16 protein-coding genes are annotated in these 16,364 nt (G+C 70.1%); 10 read left to right on the top strand and 6 right to left on the bottom strand.

Features of this window, described 5'->3' with window-relative positions; genetic code table 11:
* The first annotated feature begins 17 nt into the window (after positions 1-17).
* Together G6N64_RS03820 and G6N64_RS03815 are read left to right on the top strand one after the other, a co-directional pair.
* Positions 18-293: a hypothetical protein gene (locus G6N64_RS03820; protein ID WP_163795673.1), complete on the top strand. Its 276-nt coding sequence runs from the start codon at positions 18-20 to the stop codon at positions 291-293.
* A 64-nt stretch (positions 294-357) separates the two neighbouring features.
* The gene (locus G6N64_RS03815) at positions 358-1,251 is read left to right on the top strand and encodes a DMT family transporter (protein WP_163795672.1); all 894 of its coding nucleotides are present in this window, start codon (positions 358-360) and stop codon (positions 1,249-1,251) included.
* A 3-nt stretch (positions 1,252-1,254) separates the two neighbouring features.
* Here G6N64_RS03815 and G6N64_RS03810 read toward each other — a convergent pair whose 3' ends face one another.
* A complete protein-coding gene (locus G6N64_RS03810; protein ID WP_163795671.1) occupies positions 1,255-2,187 on the bottom strand; it encodes an SAM-dependent methyltransferase in 933 nt (310 codons plus the stop codon).
* Between the two features lie 187 nt (positions 2,188-2,374).
* Here G6N64_RS03810 and car point away from each other — a divergent pair, with 187 nt between their 5' ends.
* Positions 2,375-5,911, top strand: a complete 3,537-nt coding sequence (gene car, locus G6N64_RS03805; protein WP_163795670.1) for a carboxylic acid reductase — start codon at positions 2,375-2,377, stop codon at positions 5,909-5,911.
* A gap of 99 nt (positions 5,912-6,010) precedes the next feature.
* Here car and G6N64_RS03800 read toward each other — a convergent pair whose 3' ends face one another.
* A complete protein-coding gene (locus tag G6N64_RS03800) occupies positions 6,011-7,078 on the bottom strand; it encodes an NAD(P)H-dependent amine dehydrogenase family protein (RefSeq protein WP_163795669.1) in 1,068 nt (355 codons plus the stop codon).
* A gap of 177 nt (positions 7,079-7,255) precedes the next feature.
* Between G6N64_RS03800 and G6N64_RS03795 the strand changes: the two genes are divergently transcribed.
* Positions 7,256-7,501, top strand: a complete 246-nt coding sequence (locus G6N64_RS03795) for a hypothetical protein (RefSeq protein ID WP_163795668.1) — start codon at positions 7,256-7,258, stop codon at positions 7,499-7,501.
* Positions 7,502-7,776: 275 nt separating this feature from the next.
* On the opposite strand, the gene G6N64_RS03790 is transcribed toward G6N64_RS03795, so the two are convergent.
* Both G6N64_RS03790 and G6N64_RS03785 read right to left on the bottom strand, forming a co-directional pair.
* Positions 7,777-8,190: a TIGR03668 family PPOX class F420-dependent oxidoreductase gene (locus tag G6N64_RS03790; protein ID WP_163795667.1), complete on the bottom strand. Its 414-nt coding sequence runs from the start codon at positions 8,188-8,190 to the stop codon at positions 7,777-7,779.
* Positions 8,191-8,195: 5 nt separating this feature from the next.
* Complete coding sequence (locus G6N64_RS03785; RefSeq protein ID WP_163795666.1) at positions 8,196-8,807, bottom strand: hypothetical protein; 612 nt, start codon at positions 8,805-8,807, stop codon at positions 8,196-8,198.
* Positions 8,808-9,043: 236 nt separating this feature from the next.
* On the opposite strand from G6N64_RS03785, the gene G6N64_RS03780 reads away from it, so the two are divergent.
* The 4 genes from G6N64_RS03780 (at position 9,044) to G6N64_RS03765 (ending at position 12,826) form a co-directional block, all read left to right on the top strand.
* Positions 9,044-10,177, top strand: a complete 1,134-nt coding sequence (locus G6N64_RS03780) for an ABC transporter substrate-binding protein (RefSeq protein WP_163795665.1) — start codon at positions 9,044-9,046, stop codon at positions 10,175-10,177.
* Positions 10,177-11,022: an ABC transporter permease gene (locus G6N64_RS03775; RefSeq protein ID WP_163801419.1), complete on the top strand. Its 846-nt coding sequence runs from the start codon at positions 10,177-10,179 to the stop codon at positions 11,020-11,022. Before G6N64_RS03780 ends, G6N64_RS03775 begins: the two co-directional genes overlap by 1 nt.
* 65 nt (positions 11,023-11,087) lie before the next feature.
* A complete protein-coding gene (locus tag G6N64_RS03770) occupies positions 11,088-11,777 on the top strand; it encodes an ABC transporter permease (RefSeq protein ID WP_163801420.1) in 690 nt (229 codons plus the stop codon).
* The gene (locus G6N64_RS03765) at positions 11,774-12,826 is read left to right on the top strand and encodes an ABC transporter ATP-binding protein (protein WP_163795664.1); all 1,053 of its coding nucleotides are present in this window, start codon (positions 11,774-11,776) and stop codon (positions 12,824-12,826) included. Before G6N64_RS03770 ends, G6N64_RS03765 begins: the two co-directional genes overlap by 4 nt.
* 114 nt (positions 12,827-12,940) lie before the next feature.
* Here G6N64_RS03765 and G6N64_RS03760 read toward each other — a convergent pair whose 3' ends face one another.
* Both G6N64_RS03760 and G6N64_RS03755 read right to left on the bottom strand, forming a co-directional pair.
* A complete protein-coding gene (locus G6N64_RS03760; protein ID WP_163795663.1) occupies positions 12,941-13,519 on the bottom strand; it encodes an orotate phosphoribosyltransferase in 579 nt (192 codons plus the stop codon).
* 33 nt (positions 13,520-13,552) lie between these two features.
* Entirely contained in the window at positions 13,553-14,365 is an 813-nt protein-coding gene (locus G6N64_RS03755) for a HugZ family pyridoxamine 5'-phosphate oxidase (RefSeq protein ID WP_163795662.1), read from the bottom strand.
* A 130-nt stretch (positions 14,366-14,495) separates the two neighbouring features.
* Here G6N64_RS03755 and G6N64_RS03750 point away from each other — a divergent pair, with 130 nt between their 5' ends.
* Positions 14,496-14,987, top strand: a complete 492-nt coding sequence (locus G6N64_RS03750) for a hypothetical protein (protein ID WP_163795661.1) — start codon at positions 14,496-14,498, stop codon at positions 14,985-14,987.
* Positions 14,988-15,023: 36 nt separating this feature from the next.
* Positions 15,024-16,334: a maltokinase N-terminal cap-like domain-containing protein gene (locus G6N64_RS03745; protein WP_163795660.1), complete on the top strand. Its 1,311-nt coding sequence runs from the start codon at positions 15,024-15,026 to the stop codon at positions 16,332-16,334.
* Positions 16,335-16,364: the final 30 nt, after the last annotated feature.

The following is a 16,364-nucleotide window of genomic DNA, read 5'->3' as shown; positions in this document are numbered from 1 at the left end:
ACTCTCTGGAGCAGACCATGGCACTTCGAGTACTGCCCTACGTCACGCTCGACGTCGACGACCACCTGCGGCGCCGGGTGCGCCTGATCGGCGACCGGCTGCGGGTCAACCTCCGCTCCTATCTCCTGAGTGCGGCCGACGACGTCGACACCGCGGGTGAGCGGGTCCGCGGTCTGTGTGACGCCGCCGTGCACCGCGTCGACTCCGTGGTGACGCGCGTGAACGACAAGATCGATCCGTCCGGGACGCCGGACCCCGACCCCGAGCGGCCCGTTCGACTCGAAGCAGTCTGACGACAACCTCTACGGTGGAAGCGACGGGGGTTGTCGCCGAACCGATGAGAGGAAGCCCAGGACGTTGCTGACCCATGGGCTCGTCGTCGTCCTGTCCCTCTGCGCCGCCATCGCCATGGCGATCGGCATCGTCGTGCGGCAGCGCGCCACCATCGACGTGCCGTCCGAGCAGGGCGTCAGCGTCGTCATGTTCCGCACGCTGCTGCGCCGCCCGCTCTGGTGGGCCGGCACCGCCGTCGCGATCCTCGGCTACGTCTTTCAGGCGCTGGCGCTGATCAAGGGATCGCTGATCCTGGTGCAACCCCTGCTGGTCTCGGCGCTGCTGTTCGCGCTGCCGCTCAGCGCACGGCTGGCACATCGGCGCGTCCGCCGCTCGGAGTGGTTGTGGGCGGGCGTCCTGACGGCCTCGCTCGCGGTGTTCGTCCTGCTGGCACGGCCCGGGCCCCAGGCGGCGATCGCGACGCTGCCGGTGGTCGCCGTCGTGGCGGGCGTCTGCACCGCGATCGTCGTCGTCTGCGTGGTGATCGCCGTGCGCGTCGAGGGCTGGCAGCGCGCGGTCGCGGTCGCGGTCGCCGTCGGCGTGCTCTTCGGCGTGGTCGCCGTCCTGACCAAGGTCGTCATGCACACCCTCGACGAACGAGGGTTGCTCAGCACCCTCGTCACGCCGGCGCCGTACGCGTTGGTGATCCTCGGCGTATTCGCGGTGCTGCTGCAGCAGTCGGCGTTCCACGCCGGAGCGCTACAGATGTCGGTGCCGACGATGCTGGTCCTCGAACCGGTCGTCGCGGTGTTCCTCGGCGCCATCCTGCTCGGCGAGGAACTCAATGCTGGACGATACGAGGCCATCGCGCTGACGTTCGTGATCGGCGCGATGACCGCGGCATCGGTGGCGCTGGGCCGCGACCAGGGGGCCTACGAGGCCGAACTCGAACTCGAGGCCACCCGGCGCGCGTCCTAGCGTCTAGCCGAGCGTCGAGGTGTAGTAGACGACGGCGTTCATGGTCGCCTGGTCGTCCTCGGTCTCCGGGATCGCGGGGAAGCCGTTGGCGGCCAACAGTTCACCCATCGGCGTGCCGACGGACGTCCAGCCACGTGCGCCCAGGTAGGTGTCGACGTCGTTGCGCTCGCCGTGGAACGTCAGCTCGGTGAAGTCGAGGTCGAAACCGTGCTCGCGCCACTTGGCGGTGGCCGCACTCATCTTCTCCCGCATGCCGTCTACCTCGCCCTCGGGCTGGCTGGGGACGGCCTCGCTGCCGATCCGACTGCCGGGCGCGCTCAGCTCGGTGACCGCGTCGAGCAGGCTGTCCTGCGCCTCGGGCGGCAGGTATCCGAAGAGGCCCTCGGCGATCCATGCCGACGGCTTGGTGGGGTCGAAGCCCGCGTCCTTCAGTGCGGTGGGCCAGTCCTCGCGCAGGTCGATCGCAACGGTGCGGAGGTCGGCCTTCGGTGCGGCGCCCATCCCGGCGATCGTGACCGACTTGAACTCGATGACGGTGGGCTGGTCGATCTCGAACACCGTCATGTCTGCGGGCCAGTCCAGGCGGTAGGCACGGGCGTCGAGTCCGGACGCGAGGATGACGGCCTGGCGGATGCCGGCAGCGGCGGCGTCAGCGAAGAACCGGTCGAAGTAGCGGGTCCGGGCGGCCATCGCGGCAGGCATCTGGCTCAGGCCCCAGCCCATGCCCTCGACGTCGATGTCCTCGCTGCGGATCTCGCCCGACGCCCAGCGTGTGAGAAAGTCCACACCGACCGCGCGGACGAGCGGTTCGGCGAACGGGTCGTCGATCAGTGGCTCGTCGGCGTTGGTCGCGATCGCCCGGGCAGCCGCAACCATGGTGGCGGTCGCTCCGACGCTGGTCGCGAGGTCCCAGGTGTCGTCCTCAGTGCGTGCCATGAACAGTCCTCTCGTAGTCCCCGAATATTTAGCCAGCATAACGACCAAGCGCCTTCGAGCTATTCCTCACAGGAAACTGCCAGGTCAGGCACAGGGGCATATCTTTAGTTTTGCTAACGTTGTACCGGTCCGGGTGAGCAATGAAGCTTCCCGCCCAGACCACATGCCACACATCGAAGGACACGACATGCCTACCGAGACTCGCGAGGCCCGGCTCGAACGCCGCCTCGCCGACCTCTACGCCAACGACCCGGAATTCGCCGCGGCCAAGCCCGATGAGACCGTGAGCGCGGCCATGGCAGGACAACGCCTTCCCGACGTCGTCCGGACCGTACTGACCTCCTACGCCGACCGGCCCGCGCTCCGTCAGCGCGCCGTCGAATTCACCACCGACGACGCCGGCCGCACCGTCGCCACGCTGCAGCCCCGCTTCGACACCGTCACCTATGGCGAACTCGGCACCCGCGCCCAGGCAGTGGCCGCCGCATTCGCCGCGGGCCCCGTCGCCGTCGGTGACCGCGTGGCCATCCTCGGGTTCACCAGCGTCGACTACACCGTCGTCGACACCGCGTTGACCCAGATCGGCGCCGTCTCCGTACCGCTGCAGACCAGCGCGCCCCAGGCCCAGCTGCAGCCGATCGTCACCGAGACCGAGCCCGCCGTGATCGCGTCGAGCATCGACTACGTCGACGACGCCGTCGCACTCATCCTCGAGGGACCCGCGCCGAAGAGCCTCGTGGTCTTCGACTACCGGCCCGAGGTGGACGACCAGCGCGAGGCGCTCGACGCCGCACGTGACCGCCTCGCCACCACCGGCGTCGTCGTCGAGACCCTCGCCGACGTCATCGCCCGCGGCGCCGACCTGCCCCCCGTCGGGGACGTCGAGACCGGCGAGGACGATCCGCTGGCGCTGCTGATCTACACGTCCGGCAGCACCGGCGCGCCCAAGGGTGCCATGTACCCCGCGCGCAAGGTCGCCGACATGTGGGGTGCCGGCGACGCGATGGCGCACTGGGACGAGCACCAGGGCGCGGTCCCCTCCATCACGCTGAGCTTCATGCCGATGAGCCACGTCATGGGCCGCGGCGGCCTCTACGCGACACTCGCCGCCGGCGGCACCGTCTACTTCGCGGCGCGCAGCGACCTGTCGACGTTCCTCGAGGACCTCGCGATGACGCGGCCCACGCAGATGAACTTCGTCCCACGGATCTGGGACATGCTGCACCAGGAGTACGAGAGCGAAGTGGCCCGCCGTCGGTCGACGACGAAGGAGGAGGCCGCGCATGTGGACGGCGGCGTCGACGCCGACGAGGCGCAGGTGCTCGCCGATCTCCGGCGTGACCTGCTCGGCAACCGGTTCGTCACCGCGCTGACCGGTTCCGCGCCGATCGCCCCCGAACTCAAGTCGTGGGTCGAGGAACTGCTCGACATGCACCTCATCGAGGGCTACGGCTCCACCGAGGCCGGCGCCGTGTTCGTGGACGGCCAGATCCGCCGCCCACCGGTGATCGACTACAAGCTCGTCGACGTGCCCGAGCTCGGCTATTTCGGCACCGACGTCCCGCACCCCCGCGGTGAGCTGCTGGTCAAGTCCGACCAGCTGTTCCCGGGCTACTACAAGCGGCCCGAGGTCACCGCCGAGGTGTTCGACGCCGACGGCTACTACCGCACCGGCGACGTCGTCGCACAGACCGGACCCGACCAGGTCCGCTACGTCGACCGCCGCAACAACGTGCTGAAGCTGTCGCAGGGCGAGTTCGTCACGGTGTCCAAGCTGGAGGCCGCGTTCGGCGGCAGCCCGCTGGTGCACCAGATCTTCTTGTACGGCAACAGCGCTCGCCCGTACCTGCTGGCGGTCGTCGTCCCCACCGACGACGCCCAGGCCCGCTACGACGACACCGACGCACTGAAGTCGGCCATCAGCGCCTCGCTCAAGGAGGCCGCGCGCAACGCCGATCTGCAGTCCTACGAGATCCCGCGTGACTTCATCGTCGAGACCACCCCCTTCACCGTGGAGAACGGTCTGCTGACCGGCATCCGCAAGCTGGCGTGGCCACGGCTCAAGGAGCACTACGGCCCCGACCTCGAGCAGCTCTACCTCGACCTGTCCGACGGGCAGGCCGGTGAACTGCGCGAGCTGCGGCAGAACGGCGCCGACGGTCCGGTGCTCGAGACGGTCGGTCGCGCCGCCCGCGCCCTGCTGGGTGCGGCCGCCGCGGACGTGACCGGGGACGCGCACTTCTCCGACCTCGGCGGAGACTCGTTGTCGGCGTTGACGTTCGCCAACCTGCTGCATGAGATCTTCGGCGTCGACGTCCCCGTCGGCGTGATCGTCAGCCCGGCCAGTGACCTGGCCTCGATCGCGCAGTACGTCGAGGTCGAGCGCTCCGGCGGCAGCAAGCGGCCCACCTACGACGCCGTGCACGGTCGCGACGCCACCGAGGTGCGCGCCGCCGATCTGACGCTGGACAAGTTCATCGACGCCGAAACCCTCACCGCCGCAACGGCACTGCCGGGTCCGGCCACCGAGGTCCGGACGGTGCTGCTCACCGGCGCGACCGGCTTCCTCGGGCGCTACCTGGCACTCGAGTGGCTGGAGCGGATGGCGCTGGTCGACGGCACGGTGATCTGCCTGATCCGCGGTCGCTCGAACGAAGACGCCCTCGCGCGCCTGGACAAGACGTTCGACAGTGGTGACCCCACGCTGCTGGCGCACTACCAGGAGTTGGCCGCGAAGCACCTCGAGGTGATCGCCGGTGACAAGGGCGAGCCCAACCTCGGGCTGGACGACGCCACGTGGCAGCGGCTCGCCGACACCGTCGACCTGATCGTCGACCCGGCCGCCCTGGTCAACCACGTCCTGCCGTACAGCCAGCTGTTCGGGCCGAACGCGCTCGGCACCGCCGAACTGATCCGCATCGCGATCACGACGAAGATCAAGCCGTTCGCCTACGTCTCGACCATCGGCGTCGGCGCGGGCATCACGCCCGGCACCTTCGACGAGGACAGCGACGTCCGCACGATGAGTGCGGTCCGCGTCGTCGACGACAGCTACGCCAACGGCTACGGCAACAGCAAGTGGGCCGGTGAGGTGCTCCTGCGCGAGGCCCACGACCTGTGCGGCCTTCCGGTCTCGGTGTTCCGCTGCGACATGATCCTGGCCGACACCACCTACGCCGGCCAGCTCAACCTGCCCGACATGTTCACCCGAATGATGTTGAGCCTGGTGGCAACCGGCGTCGCACCCGAGTCGTTCTACGCCTTGGACGCCGACGGCAACACGCAGCGCGCGCACTACGACGGCCTGCCCGTCGAGTTCATCGCCGACGCGATCTCGACCCTGGGGTCACACGTCGACGAGGGCTTCGAGACCTACCACGTCATGAACCCCTACGACGACGGCATCGGCATGGACCAGTTCGTCGACTGGCTCATCGAGGCCGGCTACCCGGTGCGCCGCGTGGGCGACTACGCGACGTGGCTCGAGCGGTTCTCGACCACGCTGCGGAGCCTGCCCGGACGGCAGCGCAACGCGTCACTGCTGCCGCTGCTGCACAACTACCAGTCGCCGGACCACCCGATGAATGGTGCGATGGCCCCGACCGACCGGTTCCGTGCGGCGGTGCAGGAAGCCAAGATCGGGCCGGACAAGGACATCCCGCACGTCACCCGTGAGGTGATCGTCAAGTACGTCACCGATCTGGAGCTGCTCGGCCTGCTGTAGCCCCCGCTTGATCGTGCGCCGAACGTGCGCCGAAACCGCATTCCCTGTCGTCACAGCACCCGCTTGGCGACAGGGAATGCCGTTTCGGCGTGTAAGGGGTCAGGCGTTGCCGAAGCCGATCAGGCTGCGCACCGGCGGCAGGTCGGCGATGGTCGCGAACCCCGGCGCCGCCGCGCACACCGCGGGCACCGCGTTGAGCACCTGCATCGCCGTCGCCACGTTGGCTGAGTTCACGTGCTCGAGCATGCTGGCGTCGCGCCGGAAACTGGCCAGCGACAGGAAGTGTGACTGCATCGACGGGTCGCCCTCGACGGTGAGCGTCCAGCCGTGGCGCGGCTTCGGCCAGTGCTTCGGGTACTCGTTGCCGACGGTCCACAGCGTCTCGATCTCGACGAGCGGCTCGCCGTCGCGGCGCCCGACCCAGTTCCACCGCTGACCCGCCGTCGTTCCCGCGCGCAACACGTGGTCGAAGATCTCGTGGTCGTGCTCGGCGGCGACGGCCTCCACGTCGGCGGTCACCTCGTCGATGCCGGCGTGCAACGCGTCGGCGAGCAGCCACACCTGCTCGACGAAGATCGAGCTGTTGAACGCCAGGAAGTCGTTCGCCGTCACGCTGATCTCGTCGACCGGCGCCCCGAATCGCATGTTGTCGAACGTGATCGCGGTGCTGTCGTACACCGACCAGTCGGCCCGCTCCTGCAGTGTCAGCTTCTCGATCGTGCGGCTCATGCCCGTCAGCGCGAGGGGCAGCGCGCCGGACAGGTTGCCGGGGTTCAGGCCGCAACCGTGCACCGTCGTCCCGCCTTCCTCGCAGGCCGCGAGGAGACGATCCCGGTCGGCCGCCGCGATGCGCGCGGGATGGAACAGGAACGCCGTCGTCACGACGTTCGTGCCACTGCGGAGGATGGCGCAGACCTCGTCGACGTCGGTGAGGCGCGGCGTGTAGACCACGCAGTCCGCGTCGAGGTCGAGGACTGCCGCCACGTCGGTCGTGGCCACCACGCCGACGGGGTCGCGGCCGATGAGCGTGCCCGCATCGACGCCGTCCTTGGCGTCGGAGTACACCCGCACACCCATGAGTTCGAGCCCGCTGCGGGGATCCAGGACAGTGGCCAGGACCTCCCGGCCGACGGCGCCGGTACCCCACTGAACGATGCGCAGTGCCATGCCGCCACCGTCGCACGGCGGCTCGCCCGCTGTCCCCCGATCGGTGGACCTCGTGTTCATCCCGCCCGTCCACCGGTCACCGGACAGACTCCCGGCCCCCGCCGCGACATAGTTGAGTCATCGCCGGAGCACACCGGCCACCGACACCAAAGCTCCACCCAGACAGAAGGACTCGACATGACGAACCTCATCCGCCTCGCCGCACTGCCCATCCTCACCGCCGGAATCCTCGGCAGCGCAGCCCTCGGCCTCGCCGGCGCCGCCAACGCCACCGCAGGCCCCGGTGGCCAGCAGCCCTCGGGCCCCGGCTACTCCTACGCGCCCCAGACCCACGCCCACCCCGCGCCGACCGCCAAGCCCGGCTGGCACGGCAACCACGGCCCCGCCTACATCGCCCACCTCACCGGCACCGACGTCCGCTGACGCCGGCCGCCCCCAGACCGGAGCCCCCTCCCCGAAACCATCCCCGGGGGGAGGGGGCTTCGTTGGCGTTCACCGGTCGCGTCGCATCGAGACTGCGCCGAGGGTCGTGATCGCGCGACGAGCACGACCCTGGACGCAGTTTCATCGCGTGAACATCACGCGGCCCTACGCGAAGACGGAAGTCATGGTCGTGGAATCACCTACTGGCCGGCCAAACCACGACCCTGAAGCGCAAACCCCCATAGGGCCGCAGCGGCCCCACCGCCCGCAATACGTCAGGCGTGCCAGCCCGCCCACTTGCCGACCTCGACCGTGACGACGGGTCCGTCGAGCGCGATCCGGTCGTACTGCGGGTACTTGGCGCGCAGCAGCGTGTAGCCCCCGGCCATCATGTCGCCCGAAACGTGCACGGCGGCAACGCCGTCGGCGCGTACCCACCAGAGCTTGCTCCAGTCCTCGTCGTAGTGGTCGACGAGGAGGCTGACGCGGGGCTCGGAGGCGATGTTGACCAGGCGCTGCAGGTGCTGGGTCGACTTCCGCTTGGCGTCGACGGCGGTGAACACGACGCCCTCGTGCACCGCGAAGACGACGGGGACGACGTGCGGCGCTCCGTCGGGACGCACCGTGGTCAGCGCCGCGACCGGTGCGCCGGCGAACGCGGCGGCGGCGGCGGCGTCGAAGTCCGGCACGGCGCTCAGTTCCGGTTCCCGCTCGGGCGCTGCGGAGCGACGCTGATCGGCGACCGCGTCACCGGCGTGCGGGTGACGCCGATCTCGGGCTTCTTGCTCTGGCTCGGCTGGCGCGGCCGCTGGTAGACGGGTTCCTGCGGCGCCGGCTCCGTCGACTCCGGCGGGGGAGGGGGCGGTGGTGGTGGCGGCGGCAGGACCTCGCTGGACGGGGCCGTCGTCGCGGTGGTCGCGGGTGCCTCGGACGTCGTCGGGCCCGGCGCGTCGTCGCCGTCGCCGCGACCGCCGTCGATGGCCAGCAGCACGACCGACACGACCAGCGCCACCGCGGCCAGCGCGACGGCGATCAGGGCGAGCCTGGCCAGCGGCGACTCGTGCCACGGCGCGGCTGCCGGCTTGAAGTTCCAGGTGTCCGCGTCGAAGGCGTCGAAGTGACCGGCCGGCGGCACGTCCTGCGGGCGGAGTCCGAAGTCCCGGTCCGTCTCGCTCCACGCCATCCTGCCCCGGTACTGGTCGGCGGGGGCGTCGGCGTCGTCGAGCAGGTAGCCGTACTGCGGATCGTCCGACGCGGCAGCGCGTTCGCCTGCGGCGTCGGAGTCCCCCGCTCGCGTGTCGGCCACGCACTGATGTTAGGCGGCTACCAGCACAAACGTGTACCGGATGACCAGCAGACTCCCATCGCGCGTCTCCGGCGCAGGTCGCGACGGGGTGGACACCGCCGGAACGACCGCCGCACACCGGCAGTCGTGGGTAAGGTCATCGCGGGCTGACCCGTTCATCCCGGCGACCCGGCCTCGTCACCCTCCCGTGGTGTCGTGGCCACCGTCGCGCCGCCCGCTCATAAGAAGGTTCGGCAATGAAGACTTTCCGGCTCACCGCCGCCGCCGGCGCGGCACTGCTCGTGTTCACCGGCGCCCTCACCGCCTGTGCGCCTCCGGAGAAGGAATCCGGCGGCGAGCAGACCCAATCCGGGGTCAAGGCAGGCGAAGCGACGTCGGCCGCCGACTTCGGCGGGATGCCCGGACTCGAAGAGGCGGCCAAGAAGGAAGGCGAGCTGAACGTCATCGCGCTCCCGCCGGACTGGGCCAACTACGGCGCGATCATCAAGGCGTTCGGCGACAAGTACGGCATCAAGGTGAACTCGGCCCAGCCCGATGCCGCGAGCCAGGACGAGATCAACGCCGCCAACCAGCAGAAGGGCAAGTCCACCGCGCCCGACGTCTTCGACCTCGGTCAGTCGGTGGCGCTGGCCAACACGAGCCTGTTCGCGCCGTACAAGGTGGAGAAGTTCGGCGACATCTCCGACGACTTCAAGGACCCGGACGGCAAGTGGGTCAACGACTACGGCGGCTACATGTCGATCGGCTACGACGAGTCCAAGGTGCCGGCGATCGCCGGCGTCGACGACCTGCTCAAGCCCGAGTTCAAGGGCAAGGTCGCGCTCAACGGTGACCCGACGCAGGCGGGCGCCGCGTTCTCGGGCGTCATGATGGTCGCCATCAGCCAGGGCGGCACGCCCGACGACATCGCACCGGGTGTCGAGTTCTTCCGAAAGTTGAAGGAGGCAGGCAACTTCCTGCCCGTCGACCCCACTCCCGCGACCATCGAGTCCGGGCAGACTCCGGTCGTCGTCGACTGGGACTACCTCAACGTCGCCGAGACCAAGAAGCTCCCGTCGTGGAAGGTCGTCATCCCCCCGAACGCGGCGGTGGCCGGCTACTACTACCAGGCGATCAACAAGGATGCCCCGCATCCGGCCGCGGCCCGGCTGTGGCAGGAGTTCCTGTTCAGTGACGAGGGCCAGAACCTCTACCTGCAGGGCGGCGCCCGTCCCGTGCGTGCCGACACCATGGCGACGCAGGGCACGATCGACCGTGCCGCGTATGCGGTGCTGCCGCCGGTCGACGGTGCCGCCACGTTCGTGACCGTCGACCAGAACCAGGCCGCCACCAAGTATCTCGAGGGCAACTGGGCGAAGGCGGTCGGCTGATCCTGCGCCGACTGCGGGACTCCGTCCCGCTCCTCCCGTTCTTCGCCCTCGTCGCGATCTTCCTGATCGTCCCGACGGTCACCGTCGTGGTCGGCTCGGTCGTCGACGAGACCGGATTCTCGCTCGCCCGCGTCCAGGCCCTGTTCTCCGAGACGGCCGGTGCGGCGCTGGCCAAGAGCGTGCTGCTGTCGGGCAGTACCGCACTGCTCGGGGCCGTCTTCGGCGCGCTGCTGTCGTGGCTCATCGTCACCCGCCCCGCGGACTCGGTGATCCGGCGGACCGTGCTGTCACTGTGCAGCGTGCTGGCCCAGTTCGGCGGCGTGGCACTGGCATTCGCGTTCCTGGCCACGATCGGCCTCAACGGCGTGCTGACGCTGTGGGCGGCCGAGCACCTGGGCTGGAACATCGCCGGATCGGGCTGGCTGTACGGCCTGCCCGGCCTCATCCTGGTGTACACGTACTTCCAGATCCCGCTCATGGTCATCGTGTTCCTGCCCGCGCTCGAAGGTCTGCGCGAGCAGTGGCGCGAGGCGGCCGTCAGCCTGGGCGCCTCGACGTGGCAGTACTGGCGCGAGGTCGCGGTCCCGCTGCTCACCCCCGCCTTCCTGGGATCGGCGCTGCTGCTGTTCGCCAACGCGTTTGCGGCGTATGCGACCGCAGCCGCACTGGTCAGTCAGGGCAGTCCGATCCTCCCGCTGCTGATCAGGTCGGCGCTGACGTCGGAGGTGGTGCTCGGGCAGGCCGGCTTCGCCTACGCGCTGGCGCTCGAGATGATCGTCGTGGTGGCGCTTGTCATGATCGCCTACAACCTGCTGGTGCGTCGCACGGCGCGGTGGCTGCGGTGAGAACCGTTGGGCGGGGCGCCCTGTGGGTGGCGTTCGGGCTGTTCTTCCTGTTCCCGCTGTACGCCATGGCCGACTTCTCGACCCGGAACCTGATCCAGGGTGGCCGGACCGGTGCGGCATGGGCGAACCTGTTCGCCGACGACGCGCTGTACGAGGCGATCATCACGTCGCTGCTGCTCGCCCTCCTGACGGTGGTGGCGATGCTGCTCATCCTGGTGCCCACCATGATCTGGGTCCGGCTTCGGACACCGTGGGCGAAGGGCATCGTCGAATTCCTGTGTCTGCTACCGCTGACCATCCCGGCGCTGGTGATCGTCGTGGGCTTGAAGAACGTCTACCTCTGGGTGACGTACCTGCTCGGCGAGTCGGCGCTGACGCTGACGTTCGTCTACGTGGTGCTCGTCCTGCCCTTCGCCTATCGGTCGCTGGACGCCGCACTCTCGGCGATCGACCTGCGCACGCTGGCCGAGGCCGCGCGGTCGCTGGGCGCCGGATGGACCACCACCATCCTGCGCGTCGTGGTGCCGAACATCTGGTCGGGCGTCCTGTCGGCCGCGTTCATCTCGGTGGCCGTGGTGCTCGGCGAGTACACGATCGCCTCACTGTCCGGGTTCGAGACGCTGCAGGTGCAGATCGTCGCCATCGGCAAGAGCGACGGCCCCACCTCGGTGGCCGCGTCGCTGGCCGTGCTGCTGTTCGGTCTCGTTCTGCTGCTTGCCCTTTCCATGCTGACCAGACGGAGACGTAGATCATGACCACCGGTGCCGGATCGACCACGGGGGTCGGCGTCGAGCTGACCGACCTGACCCGCGTCTACGGCTCCGTGAAGGCGCTCGACGGTCTGACCCTGCACATCGAGCCGGGCGAGTTCGTCGCACTGCTGGGCCCGTCGGGGTGCGGCAAGACCACCGCGCTCCGTATCCTCGCGGGCCTCGACGAGGCCACGTCGGGCACGGTCTCGGTTGGCGGCCGGGACCTGACCAAGGTGCCCGCGAACAAGCGCGACATGGGCATGGTGTTCCAGGCGTACAGCCTCTTCCCGCACCTGACGGCGCTGCAGAACGTCGAGTTCGGCCTCAAGGTGCGGGGTAGGGGCAAGTCCGACCGTTCCACGCGCGGGGCCGAGATGCTGGAACTAGTCGGCCTTTCCGCGCACATGGACAAGTACGCCGCAGAGATGTCCGGCGGTCAACAGCAGCGCGTCGCACTGGCGCGGGCGCTCGCGATCCAACCCAGCGTGCTCCTGCTGGACGAGCCGCTGTCCGCGCTCGACGCCAAGGTGCGGGTGCAGCTTCGCGACGAGATCCGGCGCGTCCAGCTGGAGGTCGGGACGACGACGCTGTTCGTCACGCACGACCAGGAGGAGGCGCTGGCCGTCGCCGACCGCGTCGGCGTCATGAGTCAGGGCCGGCTCGAGCAGCTGGCGCCGCCCGCGCAGGTATACGCCGACCCGGCCACGCCGTTCGTCGCCGAGTTCGTCGGCCTGAACAACAAGGTGCCCGCACGCGTGGAGGGTGGCCGCGCGCTGCTGCTCGGCGCGTCGGTACCCACGCTCACGGGCTCGATCGCCTCGGGCATGGGGACGGCGCTGCTGCGGCCGGAGTCGGTGACGGTGACCGCGGACCCCGCGGGCACGTCGACGGTGAAGTCGGTGGCGTTCCTCGGCCCGATCTCCCGGGTCTACGTCGCGCTCGCCGACGGCACGGTGGTCGACGCGCAGCTCTCCAGCGCTGCGGCGCGGACGTTCGAGCCGGGTGCCACGGTCACGGTCGGAGTAGAGCCGACGCGGCTGCTGGTGGTCTAGCCGCTGCCTCCCTCGCCGAACGTGGGTTACCGCCACGGTTTTCGCGAAAACCCGTGACAGAAGCCAACACTCGGCGGCGAGGCGGTGGGGCGGTGGGGTGGCGAGGCGGTGGGGCTAGACGTCCTTGACCGGCTCGATGCCCAGGTCGCGATAGGTGACCAGCGCGGCGAACGGGACGCCGCGCGCGGCGAAGCGCCCGGTCGCGACGTCGCCGCGGTCGACCATCGGGATGACGCCGGTGACGACGGCACCCAGAGCGACCACCCGGTCGAACGCGATCTCGGTGGAGCCGCCGGTGCTGATGACGTCGTCGACGAGCAGCACCCGGGTGCCCGCCCGAAGGCGGTGGCCCTCGACCCACTGTTCGCGGCCGCGCTGCTTCTGTTCCTTGCGCACCGAGAACCACGCCTTGTCGGCCACCATCGCGATGCCGTGCGCCAGCGGGTCGGCGCCCATCGTGAGCCCACCGACGGCGTCGAACTCGATGCCCGTTCGGTCGGCGAGGTCGACCACCGCACGGCAGACGACGGTCAGCCGTGCGCCGGTGTCGATGGCGTTCTTGCCATCGACGTAGTCGTGGCTGAGCTGGCCGCTCGCCAGCTTGAACGGCTCGTCCCGACGCTCGTACCCGCGGGTGCGGATCAGGTCGAACGCGGCGTGCCACGTGTCCGGACGGTCGCTCGCATCAGGCATGCGGTGATCGTATCGGCCCGTACGACCCGAGGCTCAGCCCTCGCGAGCCCGACGGGTGAGGTCGACCGCCGCCTGGCGGAGCTGGTCGGTGGAGTCGATCGGCGTCCCGTAGCCGATCCGGGTGTACGCGATGCCGCGGTCGCACGTGACCCGCAGGTCGAGACCGTAGCGGTCGACGTCCGTGCACAGCGCCGCGCTGGCGTCGGGGTAGCCGCCCAGGGTGCGCGCCATCAGCGTCAGGGAGTCGGCGTGGTCGGCGTTGAGGTGCTCGATGGCCCCGGCGGCCGCGGACCTGACGGGGTCCGGCGACGCCGCGAGGTAGTCAGCCGCGGTGGCCGAGTCCATCCGGCCGTAGCCGCCGACCCACCGCACCCGGGCGACGTCGAGCACCCAGAGGGTGAAGTCGGAGTAGTCGACGTAGTACTTCGCGGCGGGGACGGCGTCGAGGTGCGCCTGGCGCACGGCGTCGTGCTCGGCGTCGGTGGGCCTACGCACGACGCCGGCGAGCGTGATCCGGGCGTTGGCGAGCGGGTCGGACTCCGTGGCGGGTGCGACGACGGCGATGCTCGCGCGCTGATCGCCGTGCAGGTTCCGGCCGTGCTCGGCGAGGTTGGACACGCACAGCACGGGCGAGCCACCGTCGAGGCCGTAGGTGACCAGCGACGCCCACGGGTCGCCGGTCGCGGTCAGCGTGGCCAGCGTTCCGGTGTTGGTGGACGCGGCGATGGTGCGCGCCTCCTCGGCCGCGGACGGCCTGGTGGCGTTGACGACGGGCGTCAGCGGAGGCGGTGCGGAGGGGGCGTCGCCCGGGTCGCCGTGGTCGCGGGGGCGTGATGGGGTGGCCACGTCGGCACTTTATACCCGCCGGTCAGCGCGCCGATTCGCCAGCGCCGACGCCGACCTGCGTGCGACACTCGGCAACGCACGTGATCTTGATCCGGCCGATGCCCGGAGAGTGCCGAGGGGAGGTGGCGCCATGCCCGCACGCGTCGTCGACCCGGCAGGGGCGTCCTGGAGTGTGCGGCGCCGCTGGTACCCGTGGCGCCGCGCGCTGTCGTTCCGGGAGGCGCTCGCACACGAACCGAGCGCGCCCGAGGAGGAGCAGACCGAGGACGCCGAGGACACCGCCGAGCACGGCATCGTCGTCCAGGTCGTGCTCGCCGTCCTCGGCGTCCTGCTCTGGATCGTCTGGACCGCCGGCCGAATCATCTTCTACACCGGGGTGATCGCGGTGTTCGTGGTGATCTCGATGATCGAGCTGGTCCTTCAGCTCGCGGTGATGCCGGTGGTCCTGCTGCTGCGAGTCACTGGGATCGCACGCTGGCCCGTGCAGATCGATCGCGCGGGCAAGCACGTCCAGACCCGGCACGCCGACGGATACGGCGCGGCCGCGGCGCTGTGCGACGAGGCGCGCGCGGAGATCGAGCGCGGCGCGCTGCCCGTACCCGAGGCCGCCACTGCGGAGTGATTCGATCCGCTCCGCGGTGGGTAGCTCTGAAGGCTGATGACGCTCGCATATGAGGAATGGCTGACCAGGCAACGGTGGTACGCGGGTCGCGGTCGCGAATTGACCGCCGTGCGCGAGACGCTGGCGGTGCCGCTCGGTGACGATCTCGATCTGGTGCTGCTGGACACCGACTACTCGGACGGCTCCACCGCGCGATATCAAGTGGTCGTCCGGTGGGAGGAGAACTCCGAGCAGGGCGACGCGGAGAGATTCCAGGCCATCGGCACCGACGGGTCCCGCACCGCGTTCGACGGGTTGTACGACCCGGAGGCCGGACGTCACCTGCTCGCGCTGATCGACTCGTCGTCGACCGTGGGCCCGATCCGCTTCCTCCGCGAGCCCGACGCCGAACTGCCCGTCGGCGCCGCGCCCCGGGTGATGGGCGCCGAGCAGAGCAACACCAGCGTCGTTTTCGGGACGTCGGCGATCTTCAAGGCGTTCCGACGCGTGACGCCGGGGATCAATCCCGACATCGAACTGAGCCGGGTGCTGGCGCGGGCCGGCAACGACCACGTCGCCACGCTGCTCGGGTCGATCGACACCGACCTCGACGGCGAGCACTACGCGCTCGGCATGGTGACGCGCTTCGCGGCGGGATCCGCGGAGGGCTGGGACACCGCGACCGCCAGCACGCGGGAGCTGTTCGCCGCCGACGCCGCCGGTGACGGCGCGGCGAGCTTCGCCGAGGAGTCCCGCGCACTGGGCGAGGCCGTCGCGTCGGTGCACAGGACCCTCGCCGACGAGCTGGGTGTCTCGGAGGTGGCGTTCCCGGTCGACACCCTGGTGCAGCGGCTGCGCGTGGTCGCGGCGTCGGTGTCGGAACTCGCGCCGTACGTCGATCGCATCGAGGCCCGCTACCGCCGGCTGGCCGACCGCGCCATCTCGGTGCAGCGGGTGCACGGTGACCTGCACCTCGGTCAGGTGCTGCGGACCCCGCAGACCTGGCTGGTCATCGACTTCGAGGGCGAGCCGGGGCAGCCGCTCCCCGAACGGCGTCGGCCCGACTCCGCGCTGCGCGACGTCGCCGGGATGCTGCGGTCCTACGAGTACGCCGCGCACCAGCGGCTGGTCGAGGGCGGCGACCCGGCCGACGACCTGGTGCACCGCGCGCGCGACTGGGCGGACCGCAACCGCGCCGCGTTCTGCGAGGGCTACGCGGCGGCCGCCGGTGCCGACCCGCGCGACGACGCCGACGTGCTCGCCGCCTACGAGCTCGACAAGGCGGTCTACGAGGCGGGCTACGAGGCGCGCTACCGCCCGGCCTGGCTGCCGATCCCGATGGAGTCGATCGCCCGACTGGTCGGCTGACCGGATTCGCAGCAGCCTGACGGCCGACGC

The organism is Mycolicibacterium sediminis, from assembly GCF_010731735.1.
Lineage (GTDB): Bacteria > Actinomycetota > Actinomycetes > Mycobacteriales > Mycobacteriaceae > Mycobacterium > Mycobacterium sediminis.
Note: the sequence above shows the minus strand (reverse complement) of the source record. Positions and strands in the feature narration are given on the sequence as shown.